11 protein-coding genes are annotated in these 12,374 nt (G+C 53.6%); 7 read left to right on the top strand and 4 right to left on the bottom strand.

The features are described from left to right. Window positions 1–82: 82 nt before the first annotated feature. Entirely contained in the window at window positions 83–514 is a 432-nt protein-coding gene (locus F822_RS01885; protein ID WP_025039605.1) for a hypothetical protein, read from the top strand. Window positions 515–927: 413 nt separating this feature from the next. After that, window positions 928–1,161, top strand: a complete 234-nt coding sequence (locus tag F822_RS14765; RefSeq protein ID WP_082204581.1) for a metallothionein — start codon at window positions 928–930, stop codon at window positions 1,159–1,161. Between the two features lie 165 nt (window positions 1,162–1,326). Here the strand turns inward: F822_RS14765 and F822_RS01875 are convergent, their stop codons facing one another. Then, window positions 1,327–2,013 carry a Spy/CpxP family protein refolding chaperone gene (locus tag F822_RS01875; RefSeq protein WP_156304324.1) on the bottom strand — a complete coding sequence of 229 codons (687 nt, stop codon included), beginning with the start codon at window positions 2,011–2,013 and terminating at the stop codon, window positions 1,327–1,329. 50 nt (window positions 2,014–2,063) lie between these two features. On the opposite strand from F822_RS01875, the gene F822_RS01870 reads away from it, so the two are divergent. After that, window positions 2,064–2,762 carry a response regulator transcription factor gene (locus F822_RS01870; RefSeq protein ID WP_025039608.1) on the top strand — a complete coding sequence of 233 codons (699 nt, stop codon included), beginning with the start codon at window positions 2,064–2,066 and terminating at the stop codon, window positions 2,760–2,762. A gap of 2 nt (window positions 2,763–2,764) precedes the next feature. Next, window positions 2,765–4,132: an ATP-binding protein gene (locus tag F822_RS01865; RefSeq protein WP_025039609.1), complete on the top strand. Its 1,368-nt coding sequence runs from the start codon at window positions 2,765–2,767 to the stop codon at window positions 4,130–4,132. A gap of 119 nt (window positions 4,133–4,251) precedes the next feature. Here the strand turns inward: F822_RS01865 and F822_RS01860 are convergent, their stop codons facing one another. The 3 genes from F822_RS01860 to F822_RS01850 form a co-directional block, all read right to left on the bottom strand. Next, window positions 4,252–6,027, bottom strand: a complete 1,776-nt coding sequence (locus F822_RS01860) for an FAD-dependent oxidoreductase (protein ID WP_231623545.1) — start codon at window positions 6,025–6,027, stop codon at window positions 4,252–4,254. A 505-nt stretch (window positions 6,028–6,532) separates the two neighbouring features. Further along, entirely contained in the window at window positions 6,533–7,207 is a 675-nt protein-coding gene (locus F822_RS01855) for a response regulator (protein ID WP_025039611.1), read from the bottom strand. A gap of 12 nt (window positions 7,208–7,219) precedes the next feature. After that, window positions 7,220–8,608, bottom strand: coding sequence for a cache domain-containing protein (locus F822_RS01850; RefSeq protein WP_025039612.1), 1,389 nt, complete (start codon window positions 8,606–8,608; stop codon window positions 7,220–7,222). Between the two features lie 203 nt (window positions 8,609–8,811). On the opposite strand from F822_RS01850, the gene F822_RS01845 reads away from it, so the two are divergent. The 3 genes from F822_RS01845 to F822_RS01835 all read left to right on the top strand — a co-directional run bounded on the left by F822_RS01845 (window position 8,812) and on the right by F822_RS01835 (window position 12,367). Then, entirely contained in the window at window positions 8,812–10,896 is a 2,085-nt protein-coding gene (locus F822_RS01845) for a carbon starvation CstA family protein (RefSeq protein WP_025039613.1), read from the top strand. A gap of 19 nt (window positions 10,897–10,915) precedes the next feature. Continuing rightward, window positions 10,916–11,143, top strand: coding sequence for a YbdD/YjiX family protein (locus F822_RS01840; RefSeq protein ID WP_036574380.1), 228 nt, complete (start codon window positions 10,916–10,918; stop codon window positions 11,141–11,143). Window positions 11,144–11,311: 168 nt separating this feature from the next. Next, window positions 11,312–12,367: a PEP-CTERM sorting domain-containing protein gene (locus F822_RS01835; RefSeq protein ID WP_025039615.1), complete on the top strand. Its 1,056-nt coding sequence runs from the start codon at window positions 11,312–11,314 to the stop codon at window positions 12,365–12,367. Window positions 12,368–12,374 lie beyond the last annotated feature (7 nt).

The raw sequence follows: 12,374 nt of genomic DNA, 5'->3' as shown, positions 1-12,374 counted from the left end.
TACCATGGGCGCCACGCCTTAAGCCTCACCGGTCATAAAAAATACCGATGAGTTTCATAAACAAAATCAAGAGGTTCGAACCATGACCATGCAAAACTGCATTTTGCCTCCACATTCGGTACTAGGAAGCTGGACGTACAGAAGCTTTATCAACGAACCCGATGTTTCGAAGGAATTCAATGCGCTTGAGTTCGGAAGGGGAGAACTTATCATCGAAGAATTCGGTCCGGAAGTGTTTGCGGGGCGACTGTCCTTCGGTGATACCTATCAATTCCGGTTATCGGGCTGGACGACTTTTGTTCTTCCATGCACGGTACGATTTCGGGGGATTGGCGACACCAAGGATTCCTATGGGCAGGTCTATGACTATGTGGGTTTTTTCACTCCGATGTGGTCGAATGGCATCAATCAGCGTCCAACGCTGACAGGTTCCGTGGTACGCACGGTCCCTCACAGTGATGGCCGGGCCAAGGCGGGTGATGTCACTTCCTGGATTGCTGTAAAGAGGGATTAGGAATCTTCTGAGCAGGTCGTTCCACGGCAGCTTAAAGATTATTCCTTACGTGACATTAGCTCGCAATCCCACGTTGGCAGCGGCGGCTTTTGCCAGACCGTTGTTGACACTGTCGTCAGGCGTTACACTTTACCCGGTTGCCGTATTCATGCTAGATCGTAGCCAGAACCTGGGCTTTGGATTCAATCTGTTTCCACAGATGAGATGCTGCGATTTTGTGCCGTCCCTCGGAAGGTTCGTATGCACCTTCCGCCAAACTCATCCTCTGGAAAATTGTGGATGCAGAAGGAGCTTCCTGGGCTACCCCATCATCATTTGCCGTGATGCAGTTAATGTCTGGCATGATCCTGCCGTATACCCTCGACGATCAATCGCTTTAACGGAAACTATCAGGCATCAATAAGGAGAGCTTCATGCCGAAATGTGATGGGTGCGGTAATGACTACGACAAATCTTTTCAAATTATCGCTTCCAGTAAAACCTATACTTTTGATAGCTTCGAGTGTGCAATACAGATGCTCGCTCCCACCTGCGCGCATTGCGGTGTGCGAATCGTAGGTCATGGTCTGGAAAAGAACGGGGTAATATTCTGTTGTAACCATTGTGCGGAGAGAGAGGGTGTGACGGAACTGCGTGACCGCTTATAACGCATCCGCGTATTGCGCTTGCTCGACGGTTGCATCGATCCGGTGTCCTTTCGGTATTCGTTGCCCCTGCCGGCACCTATTCATGAGTTCGCAAACGAAGAGTATGAATTTCAGATCAGTGAATGACAGCGGCCGCTTAGGCAAGCCGCTGTCGGGCGTTACGCTTTATCCCTTATCGTGATGCTCATGCCCGTCATGCCCGTCATGCCCGCCATGCTTGTGCTTCGAGCGCATCTGTTTCATCTGTTCCCGTTGCGTATCAGTCAAAATCTGCTGAATATCACTGCGTATTTTGCTGCGCTCAATGACCAGGTTTGCCACCAGGTCACCTCGTTCTCGTGCCAATGCTTGTACCCGGCTATCGTCGCTGCTGCCATCTCGCCCGAGTTCTCTTAATGCCTTGCGATTTGTCCGCATCTTCTCTTTAATCGCTGTCATTTGCGGCTTCGACTTTTCCAAAACGGTTTTAACTGATGAACGCTGTTCCGTAGTAAGTTGGAGGCGATCCGCCATCCTGTCCAGGAAACGCCCTTCGCCTTTCATGCCATGCCTCATCATCCCGGCATGTGCGCCGTGATGACATCCCCGCGCGCCATCTTTGGAATCTGCATCGGGTTGCGGAGCTGCCAAAGCGATACTACTTACTAATAAACCACCGATCAGTGAAATTTTCATGATTGTTTTCATTAGCCAAATCCTCTTGATTGCGTTATTAACGAATGTCGCCATGAACCTACACGGCTTGAACAAAGAATAAGACCAGGCAATGTCAAGTAGGGTTAAGGAAGCGTAAATTTGTGTAAAGAAGCCAGAGGCCGCTATATTTGTTCGCCATGATTTGGCAATATTCAAAACAGAATGGATTACGCTTGCATTTGCAGCAGCTTGACTTGGGAAAACGGATGGCGAGCATACTCCTGGCGGATGACGATATCGAACTGAGCAGCATGCTGGTCGATTACCTTTCGGAAGAAGGATTCAGCGTCGACGTGGCTTATGATGGCGACATGGCCTTGAGCAAGGCGCTGGCTAACGAGTATGATCTATTGATACTGGATGTCATGATGCCGAAGCGGAATGGTTTCGACGTATTGCGTGAACTGCGAGTGCGGTCCTTGCTGCCCGTGTTGATGTTGACCGCGCGTGGAGATGACGTCGACAGCATCGTCGGGCTTGAGCTCGGGGCGGACGACTATCTGGCCAAACCATCCAATCCCCGCGTCATGGTGGCGCGGATTCGCGCAATCCTGAGAAGAGCAGAGGCGCAAGGTGAGTTGCATAATGGAAACGAACACCCTGATCAGATTGCGCTGGATGATCTTGTCATGCATTTTGGCTCACGTACCGTAACGCGCGGCGATAATCCCGTAGCCATGACCAGTACGGAATTCAGCCTGCTGAGCATACTGTTGAGCGAAGCCGGCAATGTGGTGTCGAAGGCGGATCTTTCCGAACGTGCGCTCGGGCGTAAATTGAGCCGTTATGATCGCAGTCTTGATATGCATGTAAGCAATCTGCGTAAAAAGCTGGGTCCGCTATCCGATGACCAGGAGCGGATCAAGACGGTCCGCGGCGTCGGTTATATTTATTCACGGAACTGACGGTGCACAGACTTTTCTGGAAAATATTTCTGTCGTTCTGGCTTACGCTGATTATCTTTTCTGCATTGGTTATGTTTGCTGCTTCAAGTTATCTCGAACATACACGAACACAACAAGATATCGGCAGCATGCGCGTACGCCTGTCGGAATACTTCAATCAAGGTCAGGCAGCCGCAAAACAGAAAGGTATCGAAGGTCTCAAGGAATGGCTGGAAAATCTGGATCGCAGCGAAGCAATACCCATTTTTCTTATCGATGAAACAGGACAGGATGTGCTTGAGCGAGAGATTCCCGCTTATATCATTGCAAGACTGGATCGAAGGCGGGAATACGCTGAACGCATGGAACGAAAAGGATCGCGCCACCTGCAGTCCATACGGTTGGCGGATGGAAGCGCCTACCGCATGGTTCCCGACTTCCAGAGTATTACCTTGCGTAGAGTCTTGCAGCGCCCAAGAGTTATTGCGCTTCCCGTGGCGGTGGCAGCTCTGGTCAGTGCGCTGATTTGCCTGTTGCTCAGCCGTTACCTGACCTTTCCGCTCGAGCGGTTGCGCCGCGCCACCCAGCATATTGCAGCGGGTGATCTTACCCAGCGTGTTGCCCCATCCATGGGTAACCGCCGCGATGAAATTGCGGATCTGGCGGGCGCATTCGACAGAATGGCTGAACGGCTCGAAAAGGTATTTGGCGCACAACGGCAGTTACTGAGTGACGCCTCCCATGAGTTGCGTTCTCCACTCGCGCGTTTGCAGGTCGCGTTGGGCCTTGCCCGGCAGCGATCAAACGGTCAGGCGGAAAAAGAGCTCGACCGCATCGAAACCGAGATAGAACGGCTGAATGAATTGATCGGGCAACTTCTTGAACTCTCTCGCCTGGAAGCAGGGGTGGATGCTGCGCATATCGAGAAGGTCGATATACGCGAACTGCTCGAAGGACTCATCAATGATGCACAATTCGAAGCGGAATCAAGGGGCTGTGAAGTCAAGCTGAAGAACGCTTTTCCGGCCGGTGTCAAGGCAAATACCAGGTTGCTTCGCAGCGCCATTGAAAACGTCGTGCGCAATGCCGTCAAGTACACCAAACCGGATACGGCAGTAGAAATAAGCATGCTGGCCGATGCGGGTAATCCGGATAGCATCGTTATTCAGGTTCGGGACCATGGACCCGGCGTACCCGAAAAAATGTTACTCCGTCTTTTTGAGCCGTTCGTGAGGGTAGAGGAGGCCAGAGATAGTCTAAGCGGCGGACACGGGCTCGGGTTAGCCATCGCTGATCGTGCCATTCGGCTGTATGGTGGCGAAATTGTGGCAAAAAACGAATCGGATGGAGGGTTGAGTATTCTCATCCGCTTGCAGCTTGCCGCGAATTGATTGCATAAGAGAATTTGCCCACGGAAGGGAGGGGGACCAGAGGCCCTTTTCTGCCGGAAGGTTCAGGATGGCGCCCGATTAATATGTTGTCGACATGCTGCGGCATGTCCGGCCGCAGGCTATGCTCTATTGATAGCGTTCTGTGATGCCAGCCGGGCATGCACCTGCGCCGCCGCCGCGGCGCCTTCGCCCACGGCGGCGGCGACACGCTTGGTTGAGTTGGCACGCGCGTCACCGATCGCGAATACCCCCGGTACCGACGTTTCAAGCGGCAGGGGATGGTGACCGTCCGTCGAATACGCCGACCGCGCGTAGTCGGCCGGTAACAGATCGAGGCCGGTGCAAACGAATCCTTTATCATTTACTTTCACGCCGCAATTATCGAGCCAACCAGTGTTTGGATCGGCTCCCACGAACAGGAATATGCGCCGGGTAGATTTCGTCTGCATGCTGCCGTCTTTACGATGGCGCCAGTGAACGCTGCTCACGCCTTCCTCGGAGCCTTCGATTGCAACAATATCTGATTCCGGGTGCAGCGTAACATTCGCGAGTGCCCCAATGCGGTCAATGAGATATTTCGACATGCTTTTTGCAAGGTCGGGGCCACGAATCAGGTGATGCACATGCGCTGCGTGGTTCGCCAGGAATACTATTGCCTGCCCGGCTGCATTGCCGCCGCCAACCAGTATGACTTCTTCCTGTCCACACAGCGCGGCCTCGATCGGCGACACCCAGTAATAGATGCCGCGACCTTCATATTTCTCGAGTTCGGGTATGGCGGGACGCCGATATTTTGCGCCCGTCGCGATCACTACGGTTTTGGCCGAAATCCGTGTGCCGCAATCCAGCTTGATTGCGTGGGGAACAGAGGTGCAATCCAGCGATGTCACTTCGACGGGCACCACCATTTCAGCACCGAATTTCTGCGCCTGAACGTAAGCGCGTCCGGCGAGCGCCTGGCCGGAGATACCGGTCGGGAAACCGAGATAATTTTCGATCCTGGCGCTGGCGCCCGCTTGACCGCCGAATGCAAGGGTGTCGAGCACCAGCACGGAAAGCCCTTCCGACGCCGCATATACCGCGCACGCAAGGCCGGCGGGCCCGGCGCCGACGATCGCAACGTCGTAAACGCGGTCAGCGCTCAGCTCGATATACAAGCCGAGGCGGTGCGCAAGTTCCCTTTCGGTGGGACACTTGAGGACCGTTCCATCGGGGCAGATAACCAAAGGCAATTCATTCGGGCGCGGTTCGTGGAGCTTCATCACGTCTTTCGCGATGCTATTCAGCTTCGGATCCAGCGCCAGATGAGGATGGCCGTTCCTTGAAAGAAATCCCCGCAATCGCACCATGCCTGCACCGTCGGCGGGACCGATCAATATCGGGCCGCCTGCGCCGGTTTCGATCAATCCCATACGCCGCAGGATCAGGGCTCTCATGATTCGTTCCCCGAGCTCGGCTTCGGCCACGACCACGGCGCGCAACGAAGGTGAATTTATCACCAAGGCTTCGACCACGTCGAGCGCGTGTCCATAGACAAGAGAAGGGCGTCCCGAAAGCTGGCCGATTTCGGCCATGAAGTCGCCCGGTCCGTTTTCAACGATGGGAACCTCGATTCCAAGACAATTTTTGCGCGTAACCAGGACGTGCCCATCCAGCAAAACGAACATGCCGGGCCCGGTCTTGCTGGCCTCGAATAATAATTCGCCGGGCTGCCAGGTATGTACCTCACCGAAACGCCGTAACCGATCAACTTCTGCCGGGGCGAGCTTGGGAAACATCTGCTCGCGGCGCGATGCCAGACTTGGAGGCAGGGACATATCCGCCGCGTTGGCGGAAACGTCGTCCACCGGACCGGGCGTCGACGAGAGCAAACTACCGGAAACTTCGTTCATCATGGCTTGCAGCCGATTTGGCCATACTGGCGCACACGGGAAGATGTCCCTCTGAATGGTCTTCAGGCGATTTCCACAGCCATTTGCCGCAGGTATGGTCTTGCGCGAGATGCGTATGAATCATGCAACCTCCAGAACTCAATGTTTCATGTGATCCGGACTTCACCATTTATTGCTGCCGAACGATCCATCCAGGATCTATCCGCATGATCGCCTGTGTGGCGATTCGGAACCGCGATGGCCGCGTTTGTGCATTCACCAATCTACACCATTGATCGAATTGCGCACCATTTAATTCAAGCATACCCAGGCACCATTATTTCTGTTTTACCTAAATCTCGCTCTTGCCGAACTCTCCCTGGCCGCCAACTTTTCCATATAACGGGAAACATTATGCGCTCATCTCCAATTTCAGCATGATAACTCTGCCCACCGCCCAGGAGGCACCGCAACCTATCGGGAAGATCCAGCGATGCATGATCTCGTATCATACCGGCTTGTTAAGTTGTCAGGCTCGCGCTTCCTGGTCGTCTGGATTGCCGTAACGTCTTATGGCCTCTCTGTAAAGTCCGGGTGCATTGATAATATCAAGTTTCGATATGATATTGTTACGATGGCTTTTTACTGCAGATACTGATATTCCAAGCTTTCGGCTGATTTCCTTAGTCGTCAGCCAATGAGCAAAAAGCCGCATCACCTCATCTTCGCGTCTGGTCAACTCCGGCGGGCCCAGAGCCCATCTTGGCTTTGGTATTGGACCTAGGGCCGGGTCCAGGTAAGTCCATCCTCCCATGATTATTTCGATTGCCTGTTTGATAACCGGAAGGTCTGCTCCCTTCAGCAAGTATCCGCGCGCACCCGCATCCTTTGCCCGGCTGGCGAGTTCCGCATTGCCGATGCTGCTATATATGAGAATAGGCAAATCTTGATAGAGATTGCGTAATTCCGCTGTCAGCTCAATGCCGATGACACGAGTCGAACCACCTTCAATTTCAGGAAGGCAAATATCCATTATCACCAGGTCGACTTCATTGTTTTGCATACCGTGTCTTGCTGCTTCGGCATGTCTGGCTATGGCAATCACTTTAAACTTGGATATCGTCTGCAGAAAACCGCACAATCCTTCAACTATCGCTGGATGATCATCCACGATCATGATTTTGACAAGTTGCGTATTAGCCATAATGAAAGATAATCAAGGAAGAGGAACAGTAGCGACTACACATGTACCGCTGGATGATGAAGTAATCGTTAATTGCCCACCTACAGATTCGATACGTTGCTCGATGTTGCGCAATCCGATACCTCGGCCCGGACTGTTCAAAATAAGATCTTTGTCGAAGCCTATACCGTCGTCGAGGATTTCCAGTTTTATACAACTCGTCGTACCCGCCAGATGAACCGAGGCTTTATAGGCTTTTGCATGCTTCGATATATTGTGCAATGCTTCGCTTGCAACGTAATCCAGGGCTTTTTCTGTAGCGCTGCTTAGACCCTCTATCTCTCCCAGTACATTGAACTCTACCAGAAAAGTATCATGCGACATGTCGCTGCAAAGTTTGCTCAGTCGAGCTACCAGGTCGCCAGCGGGGTAGATGTCGTCTATGATTTTACGCAGTTCGGTCAGCGTTTCTTTCAATAGCATTGCTGCGGATTTAAATGCTGGTTGAGCCGAGGCTACGTGTTCGCCTGCCCTTGTATGGAGCAGTTGCATGCCAGTCTCGATTTTCAGCTTAGCTGCGACCAGCATCGATTGAACGCCATCATGCAAGTCGTTCTTCATTCTCTCACGCTCTCTTTCTCGCGCGTTTACAATGCGTTGCCTGGATTCCTCCAACTCGGTATTCGTCTTGACGAGACCGGCGTTTGCGGCAACCAGCCTCTCATCGAGGAGGCTACGCTCCTTGATATTTATCATCAAGCCTAAAAATATCGCGATCACACTCAGGAAAGAGATAGCGATAATCCACATCATCGTACGGGATATGTTGTGCGAAGCCTGTTTATCAATCTCCGTTAATGCCACATCAATATCATCCAGGTAAACGCCGGTTCCGAGTACCCAGCCCCAATTTTTTAATACGACGACATAGGCGCGCTTCGGTTCAGGGACAGTAGTCCCGCTTGATGGCTTCTGCCACGTGTAGTCTTCAAAACCGCCTCCCTCAAGTGCCCGGCTGGCCAGTTTCTGTATTGCCGGGTTGCCATTGGTATCCGTGATATCCCACACATATTGCCCCACCAGTTCTGGCTGCCGTGAATGCATCAGCATGATTCCCTGCAGATCGAACAGGAAAAAGTAACCGTCCAGCCCGTAATTCAAACTTGCCAGGATAGCCTTGGCTTCATTCAACGCGGACGTATCCGTCCGGCCTGAATCGTACAGATGGGCGATGGATTGCTGGGCCAGCGTGATGTAGTTCTTCAGTTCCTCATCCTTGATGTTCTTGTAGGTTCGCCCCATGGATTCGCGTTGCAATTGTTCCAGGGAGGTTGCCTGGTAGTAAACCGTGGATGCAACCGCTAAAAGCGCCAATACCAGTGGCAGGACCGCAAACAGGATGATTTTTTGTCGTAGTTTCATGTCGTCATCGTACAAGGTCGCTTCATCGGTGGCCTCAACTTTTGGTTGAGATCGCCTCATCTTCAGAGAGGTATCGGGCAACCTCCTCAACTGTCATATTTTCTTCCTCAACATCACGCGAGACAACCAGGTGTTGAAAACAAAATTTTTTATCTGCAATTCCAGATCATGACAAAGATGTTTTTACTAAGAGGAAAGAGAGAATGAATCGTCTAATCAACAAAGCAGGTTGGGCATTGATAGCTTTGATCGGCGCTTTTGGATTTGGCTACATCGCCCTTCAACATGATGAGCCAATCGGTGCCATCTGGATTGTAATCGCCGCCGTCTGCCTCTATACCATCGCCTATCGCTTCTACAGCCAATTCATCGCTCGCCGGGTATTGCGGCTGGATGCCACCCGCATGACTCCGGCGCACAAACACTGTAATGGGCAGGACTACGTACCCACCAACCGCTACATTCTGTTCGGGCATCATTTTGCCGCCATTGCCGGCGCCGGCCCGCTGGTAGGTCCGATCCTGGCCGCCCAGATGGGCTACATGCCCGGCATGCTGTGGTTGCTGATCGGTGTGGTGTTTGCAGGCGCAGTGCAGGATTTCATGGTGCTCTTCATCTCCACCCGGCGCCATGGCTGGTCGCTGGGTGAGCTGATAAAGCTGGAGCTGGGCAAGGTTCCGGGCATGATCGCCCTGTTCGGCACTTTCTTCATCATGCTCATCCTGTTGGCGGTGCTAGCGCTGATCGTGGTCAAGGCGCTGGCGGAATCGCCCTGGGGTACCTTTACCGTTGCGGCCACCATTCCCATTGCCTTGCTCATGGGGGTTTACAGCCGTTTTATCCGCCCCGGTGCCATCGGCGAAGTTTCAATGATCGGCTTTGTCCTGCTCATGCTGTCGATAGTAGCAGGACAATATCTGCCGGAATTCCCCACCTTGGCGGAATTCTTTACCCTGACGGGCGAGCAGTTGGCCTGGCTGCTGATCGGCTACGGTTTCGTTGCCTCCGTGCTGCCGGTCTGGCTGCTCCTGGTGCCGCGCGACTATTTGTCCACCTTCCTCAAGATCGGCACCATCGTTGGCCTGGCTATTGGCGTCATCTTTATTTCACCCGAACTCAGGATGCCGGCCTTCACCCAGTTCGTGGACGGGTCCGGCCCGGTCTGGTCGGGAAGCCTGTTTCCCTTCCTGTTCATTACCATCGCCTGCGGCGCGATATCGGGCTTCCATTCTCTCATCGCTTCCGGGACCACGCCCAGGATGATCAGCAATGAGCGCGATATCCGTTTCATTGGCTATGGCGCCATGCTGATGGAATCGTTTGTCGCCATCATGGCCCTCATCGCCGCCTCCACCATCGAACCTGGGGTGTATTTCGCCATGAACAGCCCGGCCGCGATCATCGGTACTACAGCGGAGTCCGCGTCGCAGGCGATCTCGCAATGGGGCTTTTATCTCACCCCTGAGATGCTCGCGCAGACGGCACGCGATGTGGGCGAGCACACCATCATTTCCCGTGCCGGCGGCGCCCCCACTCTGGCGGTGGGGATGGCGCAAATTCTCTCTGAAGTGGTCGGAGGGCAAACCATGATGGCGTTCTGGTATCACTTCGCCATCCTGTTCGAAGCCCTTTTCATCCTCACAGCGGTCGACGCGGGCACGCGGGCCGGACGCTTCATGTTGCAGGATTTGCTCGGCGAATTTATCCCCTCGATGAAGCACGATTCAATGGTTGTCAGCCTGATCGCGACTGCGCTTTGTGTCGCCGGCTGGGGTTACTTCCTATATCAGGGAGTAGTGGATCCCCTGGGTGGCATCAATACCTTGTGGCCGCTGTTCGGCATCGCTAATCAGATGCTGGCCGGCATCGCGCTGATACTTTGTACGTGTGTCTTGTTCAAGATGAAGCACGACCACTTTGCGTGGGTCACCATCGTTCCCGCAACCTGGGTGCTGGTCTGCACGTTGACCGCCGCCTGGCAGAAGATATTCGACATGAATCCGCGCATCGGGTTTCTGGCACATGCCGACCAATACAAGGAGGCATCCGCATGTGGGATGTTTCTTGCGCCGGCCAAATCGATGGAGCAGATGCGGCAGGTGATCTTTAACGACTATGTCAATGCGTCGATGACGGGCCTCTTCATGCTGGTGCTGGTCAGCTTGCTGGCATTCGGTATCCAAACGGTGATACGTGCACGCGGTACGAACGCGCCCACCGTCAAGGAAGCGCCATTCGAACTATTATCCGCGACCGCTGCCACTCACCGGCCTTCGAGCCTTACCTGAAAGATAAGGAACAAAAACCATGCTGAATAAGATCGACAGTCGAAAAATTAGCGCACTTGCCGGATTGCTGAGAATGACAGGTTATATCGGGCAAAGCCTGCGTTTGATGGTAGGCGTGCCTGAATACAGTACCTACGTTGCGCATATGCGCAGCAAACATCCTGATAAACCACCTATGTCCTATCAGGAATTCTTTCGGGAATGCCAGGCGGCACGGTATGACGGCCGGGTGGGGCGGTGTTGCTAGGATCGAGATGGACCACTGGTAAAACCAGCGGTACGTATTTTTACGTAGCTCTTAGACGTAATTATGCGGATTCGAAGGAAGGCGGACATAGCTACATTTCAACCTGAGCAGTAAATGAAACCGATACAAAACCAGTCAGCTTTTTTTAACCCAACCTGAGGAGATTTCATGATACATCAGAACCGAAATCGGATGCTGCGCACCATGCGCGTTGCGCTACACGGCGGACTGCTTCTGGCAGGCTGTCTGTCCCTGGGAACGGCGGCATATGCGGGCGTCACATTCCAGTTTCAATATGGCGATCCCGCGGGAACCGGATTCCTTGATCCTATCTACGGAACAAGCCGGCAAGCAGCCCTGAACACGGCAGCCAGCAATTTCTCCAGCATGTTCGGCAGCCATTTCAGCAATTCGGCCACGATCGTGCTGACAGCGAGGGCTCAAAACGATCCTTACAGCGGGACGTTGGCGTCCGCAGGCAGTTACTTTACCAATCCGGGCAGTGCGGGATTCAACCTGGGAGAGGTTGTCCGGACCAAGCTTCAAACTGGAATCGATCTGAACGGGAGTGATGCGGATGGTGTTGTAAATGTGAATTTTGGTAAAAACTGGGAGCTTGATTTCAATACGCCGCCCGCTTGGGGATGGGGATGGTATCCAGGCACATACGACCTGTACGGTACGTTGTATCACGAATTTACCCATACGCTTGGTTTCAGCCCGGTAATGACACAATCAGGGGCGAGCGCATTCGGCACGAAAGATGGAAGCTGGAGCACGTTTGCCAGCTTCATTGTCGACCAGAACAACAATCCGATCATCGATCCGAATACCTTCGCGCTGAACCAGGGAGTCTGGGATACCGGCAGTGTCGGCAATTGGGGCGGAGGCGGCTCCGACGGCCTGTTCTTCAATGGGACTAACGCCGTGGCCGCGAATGGGGGTTTTTTGGTCACTCTCTATACAGCGGACGCTTGGGAACCGGGCAGCAGCGTTTCCCATCTGGACGACCGGATGCCGGGTATCGAGGGAACGCTGATGTCACCGGCCACCTACGCAGGCCCGCAGATGCGTGACTTCAGTGCGATCGAGGTCGGCATTCTCAAGGATCTCGGCTATGTGGCGGTCGTGCCGGAACCCGAAACTTACGCCATGCTGCTTGCAGGTCTGGCTGTTCTGGGTGCGATTACACGTCGCCGCGCATCCGGTATCGCGATGGGCTAAACGACTC

This window comes from Nitrosospira briensis C-128 (assembly GCF_000619905.2).
Classification (GTDB): domain Bacteria; phylum Pseudomonadota; class Gammaproteobacteria; order Burkholderiales; family Nitrosomonadaceae; genus Nitrosospira; species Nitrosospira briensis.
The sequence above is the reverse complement of the archived record's forward strand: the minus strand, read 5'-3'. Positions and strand labels throughout refer to the sequence as shown.